We start from the raw sequence: 23,365 nt of genomic DNA, 5'->3' as shown, positions 1-23,365 counted from the left end.
CGGAGGTGCAGTCTGATGAAAAAAAATCAATCCAGTAGATCCGCTGAAGGAGTGGCCCTTATGCGCGCACTTGAGGCGCAAAAGCCGGAAAATGAGCGAATTTGCTACGATCCTTACGCCTATGCGTTTGTTCCCGATGGTATTTTGTATTCCTTCTTTAAAAAAATCATTAATTCTAATATTTACGACTGCTTGGCACCTGGGGCGAAGGAGTTTGTTGTAGGCCGTGAGAGATACATTGATGATTTCCTCATATCCGTTCTGGATGAAGGGTTGGAGCAAGTTGTCATCCTGGGCGCTGGGTTCGATACTCGTGCTTACCGTATCCCGGGAATAGAGAAGACACGGGTATTCGAAATCGATCACCCTGCTACTCAGAAAGTCAAGCTGCAACGGTTGAGGAAGGTTATCGACCCCTTGCCAGAATACGTCACCTTCACATCAGTAGATTTCAATACCCAGCAACTCGGTGAGCGTCTGCAAAGCAGCAGCTACAACAAGAAGGGTAAGACACTGTTTATCTGGCAGGGCGTGACCTATTTTCTGACCAAGGAAGGCGTTGACAGCACACTTGCTTTTATTGCCAATCACTCAGGACCGGGTAGCGCAGTGATCTTTGACTATTTCTACAACGAGACCCTGCATGATACTCATAGTATTGAAGTAAAAATGATGCAGCGGACAGCACGAATGGCTGGCGAGGGCTATTTGTTTGGGGTTGATCAAGGTCAGATTGAACAGTTTTTGATTCAGCGTGGCTTTCATGATATTCTCAACACTGAACTCAAGGATATAAAACAACTCTATTTTACCGGTCCAAATGCCGGTCATAAAATTGCAGAAGGTATTGCAGTTGTATCGGCAAGGGTTAACTATGTTGGAGACTGATCGATTCTTTGGGCATTCTAATAGTAACATATACTATGATTGTATGTTCTATTTATTTAGAGTTATTAGCTACTTTTGCTGAACTTCAGCAATTGAACAGATATCATGTTTTTTAGCATACAGAATAGAACGACGAAAACAATTATTTGTTGATGCAAAAATCCAAAATTTTAAAGGTAGAGAACCTATTTCTGCATAATTATATGAAAGTATATAATATAATTTGATATACACCTTCGTAAAATAACATGTGTCCATATGTAAAATAAATTTCTAACAAATTCGAATATATATCCTTATATTTCAAAAGGGGAGGTGACGGTATATGAAGCTAATTACAGAACTTATTATTAGAATTATCCTTGTTATTTCAATAATTGACGGGCTTGTATTTTATTTGATTAATAAAAATTCTTTGCTATTACCGGTTCCTTTTGTAATAAGTATGATTGTAATTACAATCATAGTATTAACGATTAATGTTTTATATTGCCTTCATAAAAGAGGAATAAAGTAGACATATTTTTTATTTATTATCAGAAGATATAGAACTATAATAATACGACCTAACAATCATCTAATACTAATTAAATGATTGTTAAAAATGGCTTACATCAAATCGTAAGCCATTTTTATAAACAAACATTACTTATTTAGTCTAACAAAGCCAAATATAAAAAGGAGAAATGTTATATAGTGGTGTCACCACATGACCATCAAGCTAAGGGAAAAAATAGTCCCCATTTATAAAAAATAGTACAATAAATAATAGAAATCTGTTTTTTATAAGAAGGGCTAAAAAATAGCAAGAAAGGTTGGATTTGTACAAAGAGAAGGTAAATTAAAAGCATGGGAATTCCTTTATTTATGTGCATTTTCACAATTGGACGTATCAAAAGATACACTTGTAACAATGAGTGCTAATCTAAGCTCAAAGATAAAAGCAACAGTAAGCAGCCAAGCATTAGACCATCATTTAAATGGAAAGGCAGTAAAGTTCTTAAAAGAAATATTCACAAGGCTTTTAAATAGTGTAACACTCACAAATTCAAATATACCTACCATATGGGATGAACATTTTAATAGAATAAGAATAGTTGATTCTACGGCATTTCAAGTCTCGGAAATATATAAGAGTGTATATCCAGGTTCATAAGGGAGTTCACAGCCTTCCGGCATAAAGATACAGCTTGAATATGAATTAAAATCAGGAAACTTCATGCACATAGATGTGGATCCCGGGAGTGGAAATGACAATACCTTTGGGAGTAAAATAAAAGACACATTTAAGGCAGGAGATCTTTCATTAAGAGACCTGGGATACTTTAATTTTAAGGATTTTGAGGATATGGAAAATAAAAAATCTTTCTATGTTTCAAGACTTAAACCTAATATAGCTGTATATGTAAAAAATAAAAATGTTGAATATCTTAAAAATGGACAACCAAGGAAGTCAAGTGTTTATAAGAGATTGTTTTTAAAGGACGCGGCAAGTAAAATGCCAATTATATGGTAAACTTATTTTACTAGTTTTAAACTCCATAGTGATATTTAAAATGAGATCTGAACTCTTAAAAAAGAAGAAGTTTGAAACAAGTGAAATTAAGACAGCACAAATAGTGCATGAATATGTTCAAGAGCTGTATTTCAGATTTATGACACCTTCAAGTAATTTCAAAGTTTTAACAAGAATATATAACTGTATATGCAAAAAATCGTATTAAAATAATACTTTTTTCCAGAATCTATAATAACATGAATTTATTTTGCCTTAATCTCTTACACCAACTGATTTAATTCATTATTCTCGTATCTTACTTGATGGCCATGTGGTAAATCAAGTATTTTAATTCTGACACCCTTATTTCTAAAATACTCAAGCTCTTCTTTAATCTGTCTTTTGTTCCTACCTAATCTATCTAAGCTTTTAATATATATTACATCACCTTTATCTGCGACACTTTTTAATAATTGATATAAAAATAAAATTTACGAAATTAAGCTATTTTCTAGATTGTTTGGTAAATTAAGTTCATAATAGGAAGCAATAAGTTTACCCAGGTGATGGCTTACATGTAATATTTCGTCATTAGTAAATTTGTCTGAATTCTTGGGCTTATTATACTTTTGTTTTTTTTATGCATTGCATACGATTTTTTACCCCTAACTTTGCATATATATTACCAGTATGGGCTTTTACCGTCCTGATAGTTATTCCTAGTTTTTCTGCAATCTCTTTATTGGTATAGGCATTAATTATAAGATGTAGAACCTTATTCTCCGTAGCAGTTAGGAGATTTTCGATTATATCTGAATTTGTAGGAATTACAAAATGTTTAACAGATTTTTTTGTCTGATTGAGGAGATTTTTTGCATAAACTGTCAGTTTGTTTCTTTTTTTATTTTTCCTAAGATACATTTCCAGTAAAGAAATCATCGGAACAAATTCATCTACAAAGCTTCTTACATAACCTTCCTTAAGTCCTATGGAAAGAGCATTTTTAAGGTGATTTTCAGCAATTTCTTCATTTAAATTTTTTAGTGCTGCATTGGCAAGGAGGTTTTCTATTTCAACAATACTATGATTTTTCTTTTGTATTATGACAAAACTCAGAAGCCGGTTCAACAGTATATTTGCATCATTATATCGTTGTTTACGAATTAAAACCCTACCCAGTACAATGAGCTCATATTCCTGCACTTTGATAATATCTTGATAAATACTCAGTCTGCTTTCCTTCATCCACTTATCTATCAATTCTGTATCATTCAAATCAATATAAAGCCTTGTTTTAAAGGCCTTTAACATATAGCCCCAGTGAGGTTTATGGAATTCTGCCACCTTATTTTCACATTCTTCAATAACCTTCAGAGCGCCTTGTATATCCCCATGAGCACGTTTTATTTTTGCTATGGTAACCATTGCAGGAACTAAAGCTCCTGCACAACGAGCATTTACAGCTTCATCAATGGAAGCAAGCAATTCAGGAAGGGCTTCATTCAGCTTTCCACTTTCATAATACAATTCTCCTTTAACCAACGGTGCATATCCGGGATTTGCAGTGATGAGAGTTCTATAATTACCCACAAGCGAATCATACTCAGCAAAATTTCTTTTTAGTATTTTTATGAATACATGATATGGAGCACGGAAGATGGAAATATCGAACAGATTAAAATCCATATATTCTGTATTCATGGTATTGCGTATACCGCAGGCAGCAACTTCCATGATCGTTTGTAAGGTGTTTTCAATATTACCCTGTCGTATAAAGAAATTAGCTTTAACCATCAAATAGGTTGTATTGAAGGTTTTAGAAAAGGTATTTTCCTTTTTGGCCAGTTGTATTCGTTCCATATACTTCCAGGCGTTTTTGAAATCATCTGTTCCGGTGAGATATGCTGCTTTTATAAGCATAATCATCAGAGAATTATCAACATATTTATCCGGCAACCCTTCAATCCATGAAATAATATTTGAATATTCTCCCTTTCTTATTAGCCCTAGACTATGTTTTTCTATAAGAGGCAGAGCAGCTTCATAGTGAGAGCCTTTCAAAAAATGATCGATTGCTTCGTTGAAAAAGTCTTTTGCTTTGAACCATTCCCCTGCTTTGCGGTGTAGGGTTTGAATTGAGGCAGCATCCCTATTTAATAGTTTTTTTCTTAGAGAATCTGAAAAAAGCGGATGGTATTTAAACCATATACCTTCATGATCTAGGGCTACAAGAAAGCTGTTCTGAAGGTACAGCTCTTTCAGTAATCTACTGCCGTCATAATCGGTGATTTCTTCACAAAGAGGTCCGCACAGTCTATCTAATATGGATATTTTTTCCATGAAATCTTGATGTTCTCTTGTCCACGTATTATAGACATCTTCAGCAAGATAGTTTTCTATATATAAATTGCTGCTTCCAAAGCTGCTTATGACATTATGCCTGTTCTTTTCATCTTTAAGGGATAGAGCTACGGCAACCAGTGCAGCGGCCCAGCCTTCTGTATAACATTCGATCTTATGAATCTCTTCTTCCTGCAGAAAATATCCTCTTGACTCATAATATTGAGAAATTTCCTTAGTTTGAAAACGGAGTTCCCTTGCCCGGACTCTTACCAGCTCTTCCTTCAAGCAAAGCTTTGCCAGCTTCAAAGGGGGCTCAGCCCTGCTTATCATTACAATGTGCATGTTTGAAGGAAGATAGGTTATAAAGTAAGATAGACTATTAAGAATGTCGACATTTGTAATTAGATGAAAATCGTCAAGTACAAGCAAAAAATCTGAGGGTATCATCGATAAGTTATCGATGATAATGCTCAGATGGGCATTTGCTTTAAAAAGCTCCTGTGATGAGAAAATATATTCCGTAGCTTGGCTAATGCCATTTGAAATATTGTTCAGTGCAGCACAGAAATAACTCCAGAATACAAAGGGGGTATTGTCGCCGGCGTCAATGGAAAACCAGGCAGAGGGTAGTGAAATACCTTCAAGCCATTTAAGCACAGCGGTAGTTTTACCGTAGCCGGCAGGAGCCGTTATGATAGTGAGTTTGTGGCTCAAGGAGTCTTCTAGCCTGTGATTGATGACCACACGGGGCAGCAGGTGCTTATTTATCCCAGGCACGCTATATTTTGTCTTCAATAATCCAATATTGGAAATATATTCTTTTGTCATCAACATCATCTCCTACCATAACTGACCTGATTCGGGTAAAAATCTCATTATTCGATAATTTTATTATACTATTTTTCACATGCTACAACAATAAAAATATGTAAAGAATGATATTTTTCAGTGCTTGTGGAGTTCTATCCAGCTTGCTATATTGTACTTTGGTACAATATTTAGTATTCCAAATTGTTGTTATAATTTATCAAATCAAGTATAATAAGTGCTTTTATAATGAATGTAAGAGTAATGAGAGGAGAACGTGATTTTGGAGAAGATATTCGAAATAAATAAGGACATTATGCAGGAAAACAAAATAGATTCAAGGAATTATAGCTTGGCAGATTTTATGGAGGTTGAGAACCAGGATATTATGAGCAGGGCACGGATATTTAAGGAGTTTTCTGAGGATTTGTTTGAAAAAAGGCATGCACAGTACAGACGTGTTTCTTTGAATGGTTCCAGTCCTTCGATGAAAGTCAGAGACCCCTATACTGGTGAAACAAGAGAAATGGTTTATTTGGCTTCCAATGATTACCTTAATTTAACCAGGCACCCTAGAACCATCGCTGCCGGAAGGGCCGCACTAGAAAAATATGGATCAGGTGCAGGGAGCGTGCCTTTATTGGGAGGAACTCTGGATCTTCATATTGAGCTGGAACAGAAGGTGGCAAAATTTAAGGGCTGTGAGTCAGCGATTATCTATACCTCGGGCTTTGGTTCCAATTGCGGCACTCTGCTTTCTATGCTGGGAAAAAATGATATTGCCATTCTGGATATATTGGTACATGCAAGTATCCTTGACGGGTGTAAGAATACAAATACAAAAATCTTCAAGCACAATGATATGAATTCTCTGGAGCATGCCTTGTCAAAGGTGAAGGACAAATATAGGACAAAGTTGATTGTTGTAGATGGTGTTTATTCCATGGATGGGGATATTGCCAAACTAGACAGGATCGTTGAGCTTGCAAGAGCCCATGGTGCCTATGTTATGGTGGATGAGGCCCATGCCAGCGGTGTTATTGGTGCAACAGGTCGAGGAACTCCTCAACATTTCCATATAGAAGGAAAGGTTGACATTGTGGCAGGAACTTTCTCTAAGGCTCTGGGTTCTGTAGGAGGTTTTATTGCCGCTAAGGAGGAATTGATTGAGCTGTTGCATTTCTATTCTAGAACCTATATGTTTTCCACAGCTATGACACCTCAGTCAGCAGGCTCTTTGATTGCAGCTATGGAGGTTATTGAGGATGAACCTCAGTTAAGAGAGCAGCTGTGGAGTAATATCCGTTATTTTAAGAAAAATCTTACGGATATGGGGTTTAATCTGGGGGGTTCAGAAACTGCTATTTTCCCAATTATTATTGGTGACGACCTAAAGGTGAAGGAAGTATGCAAAAGACTTCATCAGATGAATATCTATGTAAATCCTGTAGTATATCCAGCAGTGCCGAAAAAAATGTCCAGAATCAGAATGAGTATTATGTCTGCACATACAAAAGAGCATTTGGACAAGGCCTTGAATGCTCTGGAACAGGTAGGCCGTGAGTACAATATTATTTAAGGGGAATATAAATGAAAAATTATCCGCTATATGAAACAGAAGATATAAAAGATCTAAAAGAATTGGTAGAAAACTGTGCGAAAAAATATGGAGATAAGGTTGCTTTTAAATATAGGAAAGGGAATAAAGAGCTGGAGAAGACCTATGTTGAGTTTTTTGAGGATGTTAAATATTTAGGCACAGTATTTACAAAAAGAAATATCAAGGATTCTCACATAGCGGTAATTGGAGAAAACAGCTATGAATGGATTGTAACATACTTTGCAGCATTAGCAACGGGAAATGTCATTGTACCTTTTGATAAGGATCTAAACCCCAGAGAAATCCTTTGGCTATTGCAGGAAGTAGATTGCAAAGTTTTTGTTTTTTCTGCCGCATATCAGAAAGCAGCAGAAGAGGTGGAAAAAAACATGAAAGCTCCTTTCATGTCAATAGTTATGGAAGATAGTAGCTCTAAGTTTATAATCTTCAACAACTTGATAAAGGAAGGGAAAGAGGCAATTTCCCTTGGCAATTCTGAATTCAGCAATATTAAAATAAACAAGGAACAGCTGGCGGCTATCCACTATACTTCAGGAACTACAGGGATTAGTAAAGGCGTAATGCTGACCCATAAGAATTTAATGTCAAATGTAATTGGTGGAGCTAAAAATATTGAGCCATATAATCCATCTGTTCTTATTCTGCCCATTCATCATACCTTTGGTATGACTGCCGGTGTAATAGGCATGCTGTATACTGGAACCTGCATATGCATCAACAGCAGCATGAAAAGAATAGCAAGAGATTTGAAAAAATATAAGCCGAAAAGTCTTTTTTTAGTTCCCCTCTATATTGAGTCCCTTTATAATACAATATGGCGAACAGCAAAATCAAATAATAAGGAAAAAACACTGAGAAGCATATGCAGAATAAGTGATGCTCTTTTATGTGTAGGTATAGATTTAAGAAAATATTTCTTTAAAGAAGTACTAGAAAGCTTTGGAGGAGAATTAAAGCTTATGGTATGCGGCGGTGCACATATAGATCCTAAATATATAAAAGGCTTTAGAAGCTTTGGAGTAAATGTTCTTAACGGATATGGAATAACAGAGTGTTCACCTATTGTTGCTGTGAATAAGAATAATTATTATAAGGACGGAAGTGTTGGGACTGTTTTGGACGGCTGCGAAGTGAAGATAGACAATCCCAATGAAGACGGAGAAGGTGAAATCCTTGTGAGAGGAGACTCTGTTATGAAGGGGTATTATAAAGATGAAGGGCTGACTGAAAAAGCATTTTGTGATAATTGGTTTAAAACAGGAGATATAGGTAGGCTTGATAAAGAGGGGTTCTTGTACATAACAGGAAGGTCAAAAAATGTTATTATTCTTAACAATGGCAAAAACATATATCCGGAAGAACTAGAAATGCACATAATGAATATACCATTTGTGAAAGAAGTCTTGGTTTACTCCGAAAAGGATGAGAAAAACAACCAAATGTGCATTGTGGCGGAAGTCTATGTGGATAATGAACTAATAAAAGACAAAAACCCACAGGATATAGAAAAAGAGCTTTCTGAAAAAATTGACGAAATCAACAGAAGACTGCCCTACTATAAAAATATAGGCAAATATAAAATAAGAGAAGAGGAATTCAAAAAAACTTCAAGTAAAAAGATTATAAGAGATGGGAGGAACTGAAATATGTTTGAGAAAGTTGTTGAAACAATTGCAAAATATAGTGGTATAGAGGCTGAAGAAATACATATGGATAGTCTTTTAATAAATGATCTGGCAATAAACTCCTATACAATGATGGAAATGATATGTGATATTGAAGAGGAGCTTGATATAGATATCCCCGAGGAAGCCATAAAAGAGTTGAGAAGTGTTGGTGATGTGGTCCAATACCTCGAAAAAAATACTAAGTAATGGTTTATTATTTTACTGAGCTTCATAAACTTGATAAAGAATTTATAAAAAAGGTAATGCCACTTCTGCCAAAGGATAGAAGAAATAAGGCCAAACGGATTAAAAAAGAAAGAGATAGATACCTATCAATAGTTGCATATGTATTATTGTTTTTTGGATTAAAAAAAGAAGGCATCATACTTTCTGATACAAGCTTCCAGTACAATGAATTTGGGAAACCGCATTTTGGTGGGATTAAACCAGTATTTTTCAATTTAAGTCATTGTAAATTAGGAGCTGCTTGTGCCATATCTAGAGAAACTGCGGGTATGGATATTCAGGAAATTCTTACAATAAATACCTTTGTGTTGAAGAAGGTATGTTCCAATAAAGAGATTATGAGTATTAAAGGTTCTAAAAAGCCAGGGAGTGAATTTACAGTATTGTGGACCCAGAAGGAGAGCTACCTAAAGGCTACGGGAAAAGGCATATCAGAAGCACTTGGGGAAATTAACTTTGGCATTGACAAAAAAGGTAATGCCTGTAAAGATGGATTTTTATTAACCTCAAATATTTATGAAAACTATGTTATAACGGTATGTAGTCCAGAAAGAAAAAGCCAATGCTTTATAAAGGTGTCAATAGAGAGTATGCTGGATTTTATTGATATGAATCAGCGTCTTAACCAATAAATAAAATATCCTTTTATGAGGGGGATTAAAATGAAAAAAACGTATGGAAAGGTTGTTCTGGTGGTAGGTGCTTCATCAGGTATAGGGAAGGCTATTGCAGAAACTTTAGCTATGGATGGCTATAAAATTTATGGTACCAGTCGGAAGTATGAGGATGATTTAAAGACTATACCGGAGACTAATTCAGATAGAGGTTTTATAAAAATGCTTTGCTTGGATGTATGTTCAGAGGAATCCATAAATAAAGCTGTATTAGATGTAAAGCAGAAAGAAGGTAAGGTGGATATTTTGATTAATTGTGCAGGCTTTGGTATAGCGGGAGCTGTGGAGGATACCAGCGATGAAGAAGCCTTTAGGCAATTTAATACGAATTTCTTCGGTGCTCACAGAATCTGTAGAAGTGTGATACCTATCATGAGGAAACAGGGACATGGACTGATAATAAATATAAGCTCTGTGGCAGGATTGATTACAGTACCTTTCCAATCCTTCTACAGTGCTAGTAAATGTGCCATGGAAGCCTTAATGGAAGGTTTGAGGATGGAACTTAAGCCCTTTGGAATCAAGGTGGTGTTGATAGAGCCAGGAGATACCCAAACCGGATTTACTAACAATAGAGTTTTTGTAAGGGCTTCAGAGAACTCAATTTATAAAAACGTCTTTAATAGATCTATATCTAGGATGGTAAAGGATGAACAGACAGGACCATCACCTGATGGGATAGTAAGAACGGTACAGAAAATCCTAAATAGCAGCAATCCACCAGTTAGACAGGTAGTAGGCTCTATAAACAAGATTATGGTATTTTTGAAATGGCTTCTGCCGAATCGCATAGTGGAATATATTGTAACAAAACTTTATGCTTAGCATATGTTTAATACGTTGGTAGATAAAATAAAAGTTATCTTACCAACATATTTTGTATTGAGAATAATAATAAATTTGTATGTGGAAAGAAAAAAGCCAGAGAGAATATTAAGCCTAATAACAGCAAACGTGTAACCAGGGGTAAAACATCATATTCCATAATTAGCCAATTGCAATAAGATATTTGATGCGAATTTCCTGATTACGGAATACACATCCGCTAGACTTTTTCCTGGCTTTGAACGAAGATAAACCATTTCCTTTCCAGCACTATTTATTTGACTTGCTGAAATAAGAAGGGGCTGTTGCACAACTAACAAATAAAAGTTAGGGTGCAGCAGCCCCTTTTTTAGACTTAGGTGTTCAGAAATGAGCGCCTATTTTTTGTCAAAAATCAGAGTTGGTAATTAGTTTTCTAGTGGGTTCAGTTGTCAGTTAGGAGATCCTCTCGCATCTGATTTTGCTTATTTGTAAAAGCTAAAAAAAGGACCAATATAAGTGCTATGACAAAGAAGCTGGTAAAAATACGAAAACCAGTGTTAGTGGAGTAAACTAATATGTGAACGATGCTACTGCTTTGCTCTTTGGATAATCCGACAAGAGCACGAGTTACAACAGTTGATGATACTCCTAATTCGATTGCTAGCAGTACAAATGTTTGACTTAGGGCACGACTAGCATTATAAACTGTAAAGAACATACCAGAAGCTGCACCTGTATGTTCCTGTGGTACTTGTGACAATACTGTTTTTACAAACGAGGGCCATGCTAGACTGTTTGCAATCGAAATAACAATCAACGGTGGGATCAAGGCTGTAAGTGATAATTCAACGCCAAGATTTCCCATGAAGAACATGCCAATGGTTAAAAATATAAAACCGATAATGAGGAGGCGCATTGTCCCAAATCGATCTGCCAGTTTCCCTCCAAAGGGTCCCATAATTAACTGAGGTGCAGATAGTGGAATCAATAGTATCCTAGCATTGAGAGCATTTAAATGTAGCGCTCCCTGTAAATAGATAGTCAATAGAAACGTAATTGAAAAATATCCAATGCAATAGCTGATTTCCATAATAAGGCCAATAGTATAACGACCATTTTTAAAAAGTTGGAGGTCAAAAAGTGGGAATTTTACTTTCTTTTCAATTAAGGTGAAGGCTGTCCAGCATACGACAATTAGGATTGTAAGTGTAATTATAAGTGGAGAAAACCACCCCCACGACTGACCTTCTGAAAGAACGATGAGAAAAAGCGTAAGTCCCGCGCCAAATGTAAGAATTCCAGCCCAATCTGTTCTAAATTTAAACAAGCTGCTGTCGTTTTTCAAAACAAATGTCGCTGTGATAATACCAATGAGAGCAAATGGTACTGTGACAAAAAAGATAGAACGCCAACCCCAAAAATTGATTAGTGCCCCTCCAACTACCGGACCCATAATCGCACCTAATACCCACGAAGTAGAGTTTACTCCAATGGCAAAACCGAGTTCACTTTGAGGAAATGTTTCTATAATAATAGGTGTAGCTGTGGAAAGGGCCAGTGCAGCACCAATTCCTTGGATAAACCGGAACAGTATTAATGATGCTCCAGAACCTGCGACTCCGCAAAGAACTGTAGCAACTGTAAAAACTGTAAATCCCGAGATAAATATTCGTTTCTTGCCCACCATATCAGACCAACGGCCTGCAGGAAGCAAAAATACTGTACTAGTAATAATATACGATGTAATACTCCATAGACCTATAATAATTGAGGCATGTAAGCCCTGCATGAGTTTTGGAAGTCCGATGACAACAATAGTGGAATCCACATTCGTAATGAATGACACAAGTGTAACTACTGAGAGAATTGCCCATCTGTGTTTGTTTGTGTGTTTCATAATCATACCCTTCTTTCCGTAATTAGTATATTGTTTTTCCACTGACAGCAATAATCAGATGTTTTTTCTATCAAATCGATTTATTTATAGTTTACAGAGAAGTTATTATGATGTAAAATGATTATATCAGATATAATAAATCATTATTAGTGATACTTATGTGAGGTGAATATGATGGAAAGCAACGATCTGAAAATATTTCGTACCGTCGCAATAGAAGGAAATATCACCAAAGCGGCACAAAATCTAGGTTATGTGCAGTCAAATGTAACGGCGAGGGTTCAGCATCTTGAGTCAGAGTTTGGAACCCCTTTATTCTACCGCCAGAGGGGTATGGTCCTAACTCCGGCCGGTGAGAAGCTATTGCCTTATGCAGAACAGATTCTGCATCTATTTGATGAAGCCAAAGAAGTGCTATGTGACACTACCGAGCCGTCAGGCCGCTTGGCCATCGGGGCGAACTACGTGGTATCCTCCATTAATCTTCCTGAGGCTTTTTCGCAATATCATATAGAATATCCTAAAGTTGAGTTGTCTCTGGTAACTGCGGGGTCGGAAGAACTGATTACAAAACTTCTCCATTTCCAGCTCGATGGAGCTTTCGTGAAGTCTTCCTCTTTTGAGGAAAAGAGTTTTGTTAAAGAACTGGTTTATGAGGAGAAATTCGTACTCATCACTTCTCCAAAAATAAAAAAGGTGCAGGATGTATATATTCAGCCGTTTTTGATGAATACAGTCGGTTGTCCGAATCGTGAACTGCTGATGAGCTTTTTAAAGGTGAACGGCATATATGACGTGCGCTATATTGAGTTTAACAATCTGGAATCCATCATCAATGGCGTGATTAGTGGCCTTGGGGCATCTTTTGTACCGGAATCTTCGATTAAACAATATGAGCAGGCAGAATTGCTGCGCTCTTTTTCCATTCCTAAACAATACAGTGTAGTTCATACGTTCTTCATCCGGCACAGGGACAGCGTTGTTACAAGCGCCTTTACAAAATTCGTCGAAGTGTTAAAGACTCAGCACAATGGTTTATCCAATTCCAAAAACTAACTTTAAGATGCACTCCGTCATTTGCTAGAATATAGCATTAAAAAATAAAGATGAACAAAGGGAAAAGGACTGCTGCACAGCAATCCTTTTCCTTCTTATGTAGTAGTTCAATTTATTTTTTTATATTTTCCTCCATCAACGATTTCCGTAGAGATAACCATATCTTTATTCTCCATTCTTTTTAATGCAGGATAAATACTTCCGAAGCTTACAATACAAAATTTTGCAGTACTTATGTTCATAAATTGTTTTATTTCATAGCCATTCATTAGAGTGGCCGTAATTTGTTACTATTTGTTCTTTTGGCAGGAATATTTCATTAAGAACCTCTATATCTCCTTTTCATGACATAGAAGCAAAGTATATTCTATAATTTAAAGATTTGCATTAGATATCCTACCAAATATTACACGAAATAACAATAACGTATAAATTCAATAAGATATCTGATATAAATTTCCAAATTATGCAACTTGCTTTGCAGTAATAGCATCTTCGGTGGAAATAACTACTTTTTTCTTAACAATAACAAAAATTATCGTGAAATTAACATATGTTAATGCACGAATTTGTATTAAACGCTACAATTACAATAAATAGAAAAAAGGAGCAACAAAATGAATAATAAATTCACACTAAAGATTGAACAGATACTAAAACATTACAAAAAATATATCAATGAGGAAACCTTGAATAAGCTTGTGGATTTTAATAAGAGCATCACCATTAAAAAAGGTAGCATAATTCCGACTGAGCATAAAGTATACCTCCTATTATCTGGCATCATACGCGGGTATTATTTGGATATGGACGGAAATGATGTTACTCATTTGTTCATTTTTGAAGGCTCTATTTATGGTTCCGATTTTTTAACTATAGACAAACCACATGTATGCAATTTTGAAACATTGGTAGAATGTACAGCCATTGAGCTAAATAGAACAGTTCTCTTAAATCAAATTAGAACTCACCAAGGTTTAATGATGGCATACATCAACATGCTTGAGGAATCCCTAAAGCAGAAGATACTGAGGGAAATTGACCTCGTCACCAAAACAGCCACAGAGCGATACCTAGACTTGAAAAAAAAATATCCTGACATCGACAAAAAGGTCAGTCATGCGTATATAGCCTCATATTTGGGAATTACGCCAGTTTCATTGAGCCGTATCCGCCGTGTTATCAGGGAAGAAAATTAAAACTAGAAGTACGCTACCCCTAGAATAGGGCTTGAAACTACGAAGGCATTAGCCAGCATTGGTGTAAAAGTCATTGTTCTTACAAGGGATGTCAAAAGAGCAAAAAGAAATCTGAGAAAAATATCTAATGTTGAAATTGAATATCTCAATCTATTAATACCCAGTTCAATCCATGATTTTGCTAACAAGTTTCTGAAAAGAAATAGGCCAATACATTTACTAATAAATGATGCCGGAATTATTGCTCCTCCTCTAACTAGAGATAAAAGAGGGTATGAATATCAATTTGCTACAAATCATCTGGAACATTTTCAATTGACAGCCAGATTATTTCCAGCACTCAAGAAAGCAAATGGTTCCAGGGTTATTGAAGTAGCATCTCGTGGACATAGACTTGGTGGAATTATATCTGATGATATAAATTTTCAAAAAACGGAATACAATGCCATGAGAGCTTATGCACAATCCAAGTCAGCCAATATTTTATTCATGGTTACCAGGATTACCTGACGTTGACTTAATTAAACGGGAATAAGTTGAGTAATTTTTTGTTATAGCAATCTGCAAAGGCTAAGTTACAATTTACAAATGACCTGACCTTTACTTAAATTTTACTCTAAACTTTGTATTAAAAGACAAAATTATAGAAAGGAGTGTAGGTTCGCCTTTATTAACCTAGATATATTATAGAAGGAGTGAAGAAATATGGAATATGTAGAATACGGAAAAACAGGAATAAAGGTGTCAAGATTTGGGCTCGGTTGTATGCGGTTTCCTTCAGATGAAAAAGAGGCCATTGAAATGGTACGTTATGCTCTGGATAATGGGGTAAATTATATTGATACTGCCTTTATTTATAAAGGCAGTGAGGTTATAACTGGAAAAGCCTTAAGGAATGGTTATAGAAATAAAACCTATTTAGCTACCAAAAGTCCTATTTGGAATATTACCAGACATGAAGACTTTGAAAAATATCTAGATAAGGAATTGATACGACTTGGAACAGATCATATTGACGTATATCTTTTGCATAATATGAATTATGGAAATTGGGAGAAGGTTAAAAAATTTGATGGTTTTACTTTCTTAGATAAGATGGTTCAAAAAGGTAAAATAGCTCATAAAGCATTTTCTGTTCACAATACTTTAAAGGCATTTAAACAAATTGTGGACACGTATGATTGGGAGATGGCTCAAATTCAACTTAATATACTGGATGAGAAACAACAAGTTGGCGTTGAAGGTTTAAAATATGCTGCAAATAAAGGTTTAGCATCAGTTATAATGGAACCGCTCAGAGGTGGGTTTTTAGCAAATAATATACCAAAGGAAGTACATTATATAATCAATCAATACCCAGAAAAACGTTCTTTGGTAGAGTGGTGTTTCAGATGGCTTTACAACATGCCAGAAGTATCTCTTATCTTAAGTGGCACAAGCACTTTAGAACAGTTAAAAAATAACTTGAAAATTTTTGAGCATGCAACTCCAAATGTTATGTCAGAGGAAGATTTAAATTTAATTAAAATGATTCGTGAAGCATATGAGCGCAAAAATAGTATTGGCTGCACTGGTTGTAAATATTGTATGCCATGCCCACGAGGTGTAGAAATACCTGAAATATTTAAGCTTTATAATAGTCAACAGCTTATGAAGTCACATCCCCTAGACAAAATAGTATATAAAAATAATTTTGTACCTGCAGGTTGTGGTGCAGACCAATGTATATCTTGTGGAATCTGTGCAGAGCATTGCCCACAGACCCTTAAAATTCCACAATTACTAAAAAAAATTCATATTGAATTAATGGAGTAAAATAATGCTCGTGTCATTTCTGCAGCATAACCTTTACCTCAAGCTTTTTTTAACAGGCCTAATGGGAGCATTCGTCTCATGTACTGCAAAGTAGATTCCGTAATTTGGAAATATGCGTTGGATATCTTATTTCATTTAGACAATACACATCTTTCAACCAGTTCTTTAGATACCATATTCTACCTTGATAGGCGATTTTTAATCTCTTAAATGTTTCAAATTTTGATAAAAATTCAAAATTTGAAACTCTTAATTGCTATAAATTACTCTAAACATTCTGCAAACCGTACATGGGTGGCCTTTCTCTCTGTAGAACCATCGTCATTTGCTTGTATGTTTGAATGGGATTCCTTTTCAAACTGTACCTTGCCAACTATTTCTATAGGAATTATGTTAGGTAGGTTCTAAGCTCGCTTGAAATCAAGGCTTATGCTATAAAAAAAGACAAACCCATTTATAACTAACGTTAAAAAAGGTTTGTCTTTTTGGCGGAAGCGGTGGGATTCGAACCCACGTGCCCGTTAGGACAACCGCATTTCGAGTGCGGCTCGTTATGACCACTTCGATACGCTTCCATATAAAATTATTTAGTTTTTATATAGAAAAGTTTTATGTAGTTATCTCCTACTTCTGAAAAATTCTGCTAACATACTACTACATTCTTCATTATACACCCATTGAATATCTGTCCAATAATTCAAAAACTTATTTTGTAATACATTAACCACAGAACCACAAGCTCCCATGGTAGGGTCAAAGGTTCCTATATATAACTTACTTATTCTACACTGCAATATGGCTCCTGCACACATAGGACAAGGTTCTAATGTAACATACATACTACAATCTTTCAATCTCCAATTTTTAACTACTTTTGAGGCATTTCTTATAGCGAGTATTTCTGCGTGAGCCGTACTATCTTTTAGTGTTTCTCTTAAATTATGAGCTCTTGATATTACACTATTGTTTTTCACTATGACAGCTCCTACTGGAACTTCCCCTAACTCTAATGCTGTTTTAGCTTGCTTTATAGCCTCAAGCATAAAATCATCCATAATTACCTCAGAAAATAAATTGTATTAATAATTTAAATTTAATATAGACTGCTTTTATAATAAATACACATATAAACTACCAACAATAAATAAAATATAAAATAAGGGTATACTACTTAAAATGAACAAAGATATTTCTATAAAATAAATATCTTGTAAATATTATCATTTACAAGACTTATGGTGCGCCCGAGAGGAATCGAACCCCCGGCACGCGGTTTAGGAAACCGCTGCTCTATCCTACTGAGCTACGAGCGCATATTTATGTATAATTGCTACTTTAACATTTTATTATAGTTTATAATAATTGTCAATTTCTTTTTACTCTTTTATCTAATAATAGCAAAATAAATATATTATATTCTAAGTTATTTTAAAATATTACTTAGAAAAATGTATATATTTACCCGTAAAATTAAAAATTATATTATAGGGAGGAATCAATATGATTAATGAATTAAGAAATTTATTTTTAGCTGGAGTCGGCTCTGCCGCATACACTTATGAAAAAGCAGCAAAACTAATTCAGGAAATGGTCCAAAAAGGAAGAATAACAGTTGATGAGGGAAAACAGTTATCTGAAGAATTAAAGAAAACTGCCCTAGCTAAAAGAGAACAAATAAAGCCTATAACTAAAAATGAACTTACATCCATATTAGCTAGTATGAATTTTGCCACTAAAGATGATATATCAGCAATAAATGAAAGATTAAATAAAATTGAAAATAAACTAAATAATGATGACTAAAGCCCCTGGCTTTAGTTATCAAATATATTTATGAACAAAAAATCCTCAAAAAGATTTAAAGAAATACTAAAAGTACTAACTAAATATGGTTTTAAATTCTTAATAGATACTAAAAATTCTAACAAAGAAAAATCTCCTGAAAATCTTAGAAAAGCTTTTGAAACCTTAGGCCCTACATTTATAAAGATAGGCCAAATACTAAGTTCACGGCCAGATATACTACCTCCAAAGTACATTGAAGAACTTTCAAAGCTTCAAGACGAAGTACTTCCTGAAAAATATGAAAATATAGATAGAGTATTCTTCAATGAATTTAATAAAAACATAAAAGATTGTTTCTTATATTTTGAAAAGACTCCTTTAGCATCTGGCTCTATCGCTCAGGTACATAATGCCATTTTAGGAGATGGAAGACAGGTCATTGTAAAAATACAAAGGCCTGGAATAAAAGAAAAAATAGAAACTGATATAACATTACTGTATAAAATTATAAAGCTTACTAAAAATAAGTTTAGAAATGTACTAATAGACCCTGAAGAGGCCTTAGATGAATTGCTATTTTCTACTGAGCAAGAACTGAATTTTAAATTAGAGTGCGAAAATATGATAAAATTCAAAGAGTTGAATAAAAACACAGATTTTTGTTATGTGCCTTATGTATTAAAAGAATTGTCTGGGATCAAAGTATTAACAATGGAAAAAATTCATGGATTTAAAATAAATGATATAACAAAATCAAAAGAAGAAAAATGTGATCTACAAGATATAGGTGAAAAACTAGCACTATCTTTCTTTAAGCAAGTATTCACTGATGGTTTTTTTCATGCTGATCCACATCCCGGCAACTTAATGATACTTAATGGAAAAATATGTTTTATAGACTTTGGTATAATGGGTATAATTTCTCCTGGACTTAAATCACTTTTAAATGAAATCATCATAGCTATAGTATACAAAGATATAGATAAACTTGTGTCTTCAATTATATCCATAGGTGTAAAAAAACAACTCATAAATAGAAATAAACTATATGAAGATATAGAACTGTTTTTAGTAAACTATCTATCCACTTCACTTAAGAATATAAAAATTTCAGTACTGATGACAGAAATTTTTAAATGCGCAAAAAACAACAACATTACTCTACCTAAAAATTTAATATTGCTAGTAAAAAGCTTAATTATAGTAGAAGGACTAATAACTGAGATTGCACCTGAAATTAATATCTTAGACATAGCTATACCTTTTGTAAAAGATAACAACAAGTTTTATTACCTTCAAGGTATAAATTTAGAAGATATGATAATAAACTCTTATAATTTTACAAAGAATTTCTCAAAACTTCCAATGAAAACTATAGAATTAATAGACAGTATACTCAGCGGAAGAGCTAAAATTCAATTAAAATTTAATAAAATTGATACTTCTATAAACCAATTAAACAAGATGGTAAATAGATTATCAATTTCCTTAATAGTGTGTTCTATGCTTATAAGCTCTTCTTTAATTCTAAATCTTAATATAGGTCCTAAAATTTATGGCATACCTTTAATAGGTATTATAGACTTTATACTGTTTATATTTATTAGCCTTGCATTAATAATTTCAATACTGAAATCTGGAAGACTTTAAAAGGGGATTAAATCACTCTCCTTTTTTTATTCCATTTAAAATATAATTCATGAGATTTTCTATCATGTCATCCAGATCCCTCTTATCTTCATTCATTAATTCATAAACAGCAACAGAACAAATAGTGCCAAATAAAGTATACGCTAAAAAGGAGGAATCACACCTTTTTATACTGCCTTCTGCCATAGACTGCTCTAAGTAGTTCTGTGTATAAATTATATATGACCTTATATATTCCCTAAGTTCTATCTGTCTTATTTCCTCACCCCAGAGTTGACTCATTACTACCTTAATAAAATCTCTATTTTCATAAACCAATCCCCATTGGGCTTTACATAAAATTTTTATCTTATTTAGAGCATTGTTTTCTTCCTTGGAATCAATTTCTATTTTTTCTATAAGTGCATTCATTCCCTCTTCTATTATATATTTAAATATTTCCTCTTTACTTTTGAAATGATAATATAAAGTTCCTTTTGCTACACCCGCATCTGAAGCTATGGCATCCATGGTTGCTCCATTATATCCATTCTTTGAAAAAACTTTTATGGCGGATTGAAAAATTGTCCTTTTTGTATTATTCATAAAGACCACCCCAGATTTTTATTATATAATTATCGACTGGTCAGTATAATTATATCTAATTTTATTATACTTGTGTTATGAAAACAACTCAATAACTTTTTAAAGATATGGACATGTAAACTATTTCTATATAATCACTATAATGCTAAAATAAATTATAAACAGATTTCAAGTATAGATTCAAAATAATTGTAATAAGGTAGGTAAAAATGATTAAGTATTTTAATAGAAAAACTAAACAATATGAAATAGAACAAATAGCAGCCGGAAATTATCTAAAATGGACTTATTCCTCTCCTGTTGGAATGAAATTTTTAGAACTTATAATAAAAAAAAAGATATTCTCTAAATTATATGGATACTTTTGTAATAGTAAATTCAGTAAAAGAAAAATTTATCCTTTTATACAAAATTTTAACATAAATATGAATGATTATGAAAAGAATTATAACAAATTTAAATGTTTTAATGATTTTTTTTCAAGAACTCTTAAAGACAATGCCAGATCTATTGACATGGATGAAAAAATTTTAGTATCCCCTGGGGATGGCAGGCTTCAGGTATATGAGAATATAGATTTAGATGAACTTGTTCAAATCAAAGGATATACATATAGTCTGTATAATCTGATATGTAACATGGAAATTGCCAAAAAATTTGATAAGGGTACCTGTTTAATACTAAGACTTTGTCCAACTGATTATCATAGATTTCATTTTATAGATCATGGAGTATGTGATGTTACTTCCAAAATTAAAGGAGACTATTACTCCGTAAATCCAATTGCCTTAAAGAACATTCCCCATATTTTTTGCAAAAATAAAAGAGAATGGAGCATTTTTCATTCAAAAAATTTTGGAGATCTTCTTTATATAGAGGTAGGTGCTACATGTGTAGGAACTATAGTACAAACATATTTCCCGGGAAAAAATATATCAAAGGGAGATGAAAAAGGATATTTTAAATTTGGCGGTTCTACAGTTATATTATTTTTTCAACAAAATAAAGTAAAAATCCATAAAGACTTGTTAGAACAATCTAGTATTGGATATGAGACTAAAGTACTTATGGGAGAAGGTATAGGCAGCAGATATTAAAAATATTTATTTTCAGATACTTATTACAAAATTTAAAAAGTGCAGTCCACACAATATCAAGTTGCATATTTTCTTCTATAATGCAAAGAATAATTATAAATTATAATTTTTATTGGAGTGATTTTAATTGTGAGGAAATTTTTTAATTCTAACAATATTTCAGCTTCAGCACCTATTTATACACAAAAATTACCTTATAATGAAGAAAATTTGCCTTTAAATAAATCTCTTTCAGATAACTTAAATATTTTATATAACTTATTTTCTAATTGCACTGACATAGTTTATCATGACTTTGTTATAGATACAATCAAATGCTCCTCTGCGCTTATTTTCATAAATGGCCTGGCAGATGTTAAATTAATTAATGAAAATATAATAACATCAATTATGGATATTAAGGAAATACCACTAGAAGATTTAGCATCAAATCATGTTATAGAAATAACTAAGAAACATTTTCTTCGGATTGCTAACACAAGTGAAATATCAACTATTGGAGAAGTAGTATATGCTTTATTAAATGGAAATACTGTATTTTTATTAGATGGAGACATTAAAGCTTTAAAAATCGCAACCCCAGGTTGGAAGGAAAAAAATATATCAGAAACAAGCGTTGAAAAGGTACTAAGAGGATCAAACGAAGGATTTACAGAAAATATTTCCACAAATATCTCGCAGCTTAGAAGAAGAATCAAATCCTATCAATTAAAAATTGAAGAATTCATAGTAGGTAGGCAGACCCAAACAAAAATAAATATTACTTATTTGCAGGGAATAGTGGACGACAGTATTGTTAAAGAAGTAAGAAAAAGAATTCAAAAAATAGACGTAGACTCCATTTTAGAGAGTGGATATATAGAAGAATTAATAGAAGATACTTCCTATACATTATTTCCGCAAATTCAGCATAGTGAAAGACCAGATAGGGTAGCAGCTGGCATTTTAGAAGGTAGATTAGCCGTTTTAATAGATGGTACACCTTGTATTTTGATACTTCCTGCCACTATGATTCAATTTTTACAATCCAGTGAAGATTATTATGAAAGATATCCAACTGCTTTATTCATTCGATTAATACGATTGATTTTTTTTGGAATTTCACTTTTGCTGCCCGGATGTTTTGTAGCAGTTACTTTATATCATAAAGAAATGATCCCAACTCCTCTGCTTATTGGTATTCTCGGAGCTGCACGCGGAGTTCCTTTTCCTATTCTTATTGAAGCACTGATGATGGAAATCACCTTTGAAGCATTTAGAGAAGCAGGCATCCGTCTTCCTTCACCTGCCAATCAAACCGTAGGTATGGTTGGTGCAATTGTTATTGGTGAGGCAGCTGTTAGAGCTGGTATAGTTTCACCTATTACTGTCATTATTATAGCTATTACCGCAATAGCTTCTTTTAGCATACCATCTTATGATATGGGTTATGCTATTCGTATTTTACGCTTTTTTATGTTGTTTTTAGGAGCATTTTTAGGCTTATATGGAATTATGATTGGCATTATTCTGCTTTTGATTCATTTATCATCACTGAGATCATTTGGTGTAAATTATCTTTCTCCTATGGCACCTTTAAATTTCAAGGAACTTAAAGATGTTGTAATAAGATTTCCTTGGTGGCGCATGAGCAATAGACCCTATTATGCCAATAACTCACGACGGCAAAAACCTTATTTAAAGCCTGCTCCACCTGCTGAAAATAACAAAAATGAGAAAGGACAATAAAT

General features: G+C 33.8%; 23 protein-coding genes and 2 tRNA genes. 17 read left to right on the top strand and 8 right to left on the bottom strand.

The window, feature by feature from the left end; genetic code table 11:
• The first annotated feature begins 15 nt into the window (after positions 1 to 15).
• The 4 genes from ACJDU8_RS05660 (at position 16) to ACJDU8_RS05645 (ending at position 2,404) form a co-directional block, all read left to right on the top strand.
• A complete protein-coding gene (locus ACJDU8_RS05660; protein WP_406791182.1) occupies positions 16 to 888 on the top strand; it encodes a class I SAM-dependent methyltransferase in 873 nt (290 codons plus the stop codon).
• 325 nt (positions 889 to 1,213) lie between these two features.
• Complete coding sequence (locus ACJDU8_RS05655; protein WP_406791181.1) at positions 1,214 to 1,405, top strand: hypothetical protein; 192 nt, start codon at positions 1,214 to 1,216, stop codon at positions 1,403 to 1,405.
• Positions 1,406 to 1,771: 366 nt separating this feature from the next.
• The gene (locus ACJDU8_RS05650; protein ID WP_406791180.1) at positions 1,772 to 2,044 is read left to right on the top strand and encodes a hypothetical protein; all 273 of its coding nucleotides are present in this window, start codon (positions 1,772 to 1,774) and stop codon (positions 2,042 to 2,044) included.
• Between the two features lie 63 nt (positions 2,045 to 2,107).
• Positions 2,108 to 2,404, top strand: a complete 297-nt coding sequence (locus tag ACJDU8_RS05645) for a transposase (protein ID WP_406791179.1) — start codon at positions 2,108 to 2,110, stop codon at positions 2,402 to 2,404.
• Between the two features lie 263 nt (positions 2,405 to 2,667).
• Here ACJDU8_RS05645 and ACJDU8_RS05640 read toward each other — a convergent pair whose 3' ends face one another.
• Both ACJDU8_RS05640 and ACJDU8_RS05635 read right to left on the bottom strand, forming a co-directional pair.
• Positions 2,668 to 2,877 carry a recombinase family protein gene (locus ACJDU8_RS05640; protein WP_406791286.1) on the bottom strand — a complete coding sequence of 70 codons (210 nt, stop codon included), beginning with the start codon at positions 2,875 to 2,877 and terminating at the stop codon, positions 2,668 to 2,670.
• Positions 2,878 to 3,007: 130 nt separating this feature from the next.
• Positions 3,008 to 5,557, bottom strand: a complete 2,550-nt coding sequence (locus tag ACJDU8_RS05635; protein WP_406791178.1) for a winged helix-turn-helix domain-containing protein — start codon at positions 5,555 to 5,557, stop codon at positions 3,008 to 3,010.
• Positions 5,558 to 5,819: 262 nt separating this feature from the next.
• Between ACJDU8_RS05635 and ACJDU8_RS05630 the strand changes: the two genes are divergently transcribed.
• The 5 genes from ACJDU8_RS05630 to ACJDU8_RS05610 are packed head-to-tail and all read left to right on the top strand — an operon-like array spanning position 5,820 to position 10,569.
• Positions 5,820 to 7,115, top strand: a complete 1,296-nt coding sequence (locus ACJDU8_RS05630; RefSeq protein WP_406791177.1) for an aminotransferase class I/II-fold pyridoxal phosphate-dependent enzyme — start codon at positions 5,820 to 5,822, stop codon at positions 7,113 to 7,115.
• Positions 7,116 to 7,126: 11 nt separating this feature from the next.
• A complete protein-coding gene (locus ACJDU8_RS05625; protein ID WP_406791176.1) occupies positions 7,127 to 8,800 on the top strand; it encodes an AMP-dependent synthetase/ligase in 1,674 nt (557 codons plus the stop codon).
• Positions 8,801 to 8,803: 3 nt separating this feature from the next.
• Complete coding sequence (locus ACJDU8_RS05620) at positions 8,804 to 9,031, top strand: acyl carrier protein (RefSeq protein ID WP_406791175.1); 228 nt, start codon at positions 8,804 to 8,806, stop codon at positions 9,029 to 9,031.
• Positions 9,031 to 9,702, top strand: coding sequence for a 4'-phosphopantetheinyl transferase family protein (locus ACJDU8_RS05615; RefSeq protein ID WP_406791174.1), 672 nt, complete (start codon positions 9,031 to 9,033; stop codon positions 9,700 to 9,702). The genes ACJDU8_RS05620 and ACJDU8_RS05615 overlap by 1 nt, the downstream gene beginning before the upstream one ends.
• 30 nt (positions 9,703 to 9,732) lie before the next feature.
• Entirely contained in the window at positions 9,733 to 10,569 is an 837-nt protein-coding gene (locus ACJDU8_RS05610; protein ID WP_406791173.1) for an SDR family oxidoreductase, read from the top strand.
• A gap of 424 nt (positions 10,570 to 10,993) precedes the next feature.
• Here the strand turns inward: ACJDU8_RS05610 and ACJDU8_RS05605 are convergent, their stop codons facing one another.
• A complete protein-coding gene (locus ACJDU8_RS05605) occupies positions 10,994 to 12,448 on the bottom strand; it encodes an MFS transporter (RefSeq protein ID WP_406791172.1) in 1,455 nt (484 codons plus the stop codon).
• A gap of 174 nt (positions 12,449 to 12,622) precedes the next feature.
• Here ACJDU8_RS05605 and ACJDU8_RS05600 point away from each other — a divergent pair, with 174 nt between their 5' ends.
• Positions 12,623 to 13,504: a LysR family transcriptional regulator gene (locus ACJDU8_RS05600; RefSeq protein ID WP_406791171.1), complete on the top strand. Its 882-nt coding sequence runs from the start codon at positions 12,623 to 12,625 to the stop codon at positions 13,502 to 13,504.
• A gap of 107 nt (positions 13,505 to 13,611) precedes the next feature.
• On the opposite strand, the gene ACJDU8_RS05595 is transcribed toward ACJDU8_RS05600, so the two are convergent.
• Positions 13,612 to 13,773, bottom strand: a complete 162-nt coding sequence (locus tag ACJDU8_RS05595) for a PadR family transcriptional regulator (protein WP_406791170.1) — start codon at positions 13,771 to 13,773, stop codon at positions 13,612 to 13,614.
• A gap of 348 nt (positions 13,774 to 14,121) precedes the next feature.
• Here ACJDU8_RS05595 and ACJDU8_RS05590 point away from each other — a divergent pair, with 348 nt between their 5' ends.
• The 3 genes from ACJDU8_RS05590 (at position 14,122) to ACJDU8_RS05580 (ending at position 16,518) form a co-directional block, all read left to right on the top strand.
• Complete coding sequence (locus ACJDU8_RS05590) at positions 14,122 to 14,703, top strand: Crp/Fnr family transcriptional regulator (RefSeq protein WP_406791169.1); 582 nt, start codon at positions 14,122 to 14,124, stop codon at positions 14,701 to 14,703.
• 24 nt (positions 14,704 to 14,727) lie between these two features.
• Entirely contained in the window at positions 14,728 to 15,213 is a 486-nt protein-coding gene (locus tag ACJDU8_RS05585; protein ID WP_406791285.1) for an SDR family NAD(P)-dependent oxidoreductase, read from the top strand.
• 195 nt (positions 15,214 to 15,408) lie between these two features.
• Positions 15,409 to 16,518, top strand: a complete 1,110-nt coding sequence (locus ACJDU8_RS05580) for an aldo/keto reductase (protein WP_406791168.1) — start codon at positions 15,409 to 15,411, stop codon at positions 16,516 to 16,518.
• Between the two features lie 486 nt (positions 16,519 to 17,004).
• On the opposite strand, the gene ACJDU8_RS05575 is transcribed toward ACJDU8_RS05580, so the two are convergent.
• From ACJDU8_RS05575 to ACJDU8_RS05565, 3 genes are all read right to left on the bottom strand, one after another.
• Positions 17,005 to 17,093 (bottom strand) — tRNA-Ser (locus tag ACJDU8_RS05575).
• Positions 17,094 to 17,135: 42 nt separating this feature from the next.
• Positions 17,136 to 17,573 (bottom strand): nucleoside deaminase, encoded by a 438-nt coding sequence (locus tag ACJDU8_RS05570; RefSeq protein ID WP_406791167.1) that lies wholly within the window; start codon positions 17,571 to 17,573, stop codon positions 17,136 to 17,138.
• 181 nt (positions 17,574 to 17,754) lie between these two features.
• Positions 17,755 to 17,831: transfer RNA gene (locus tag ACJDU8_RS05565), tRNA-Arg, on the bottom strand.
• 187 nt (positions 17,832 to 18,018) lie between these two features.
• Between ACJDU8_RS05565 and ACJDU8_RS05560 the strand changes: the two genes are divergently transcribed.
• Positions 18,019 to 18,321 (top strand): phasin family protein, encoded by a 303-nt coding sequence (locus ACJDU8_RS05560; RefSeq protein ID WP_406791166.1) that lies wholly within the window; start codon positions 18,019 to 18,021, stop codon positions 18,319 to 18,321.
• A 30-nt stretch (positions 18,322 to 18,351) separates the two neighbouring features.
• Positions 18,352 to 19,953, top strand: a complete 1,602-nt coding sequence (locus ACJDU8_RS05555) for an ABC1 kinase family protein (protein ID WP_406791165.1) — start codon at positions 18,352 to 18,354, stop codon at positions 19,951 to 19,953.
• Positions 19,954 to 19,965: 12 nt separating this feature from the next.
• Here the strand turns inward: ACJDU8_RS05555 and ACJDU8_RS05550 are convergent, their stop codons facing one another.
• The gene (locus tag ACJDU8_RS05550) at positions 19,966 to 20,538 is read right to left on the bottom strand and encodes a TetR/AcrR family transcriptional regulator (RefSeq protein ID WP_406791164.1); all 573 of its coding nucleotides are present in this window, start codon (positions 20,536 to 20,538) and stop codon (positions 19,966 to 19,968) included.
• A 209-nt stretch (positions 20,539 to 20,747) separates the two neighbouring features.
• Here ACJDU8_RS05550 and ACJDU8_RS05545 point away from each other — a divergent pair, with 209 nt between their 5' ends.
• Positions 20,748 to 21,635 (top strand): phosphatidylserine decarboxylase, encoded by an 888-nt coding sequence (locus ACJDU8_RS05545; RefSeq protein WP_406791163.1) that lies wholly within the window; start codon positions 20,748 to 20,750, stop codon positions 21,633 to 21,635.
• 129 nt (positions 21,636 to 21,764) lie between these two features.
• A complete protein-coding gene (locus tag ACJDU8_RS05540) occupies positions 21,765 to 23,363 on the top strand; it encodes a spore germination protein (protein WP_406791162.1) in 1,599 nt (532 codons plus the stop codon).
• The last annotated feature ends 2 nt before the right edge of the window (positions 23,364 to 23,365 follow it).

Source organism: Candidatus Clostridium eludens (assembly GCF_045310515.1).
Taxonomy (GTDB): Bacteria; Bacillota; Clostridia; order Clostridiales; family Clostridiaceae; genus Clostridium_B; species Clostridium_B eludens.
This window is presented reverse-complemented; position numbering and strand designations above follow the sequence as displayed.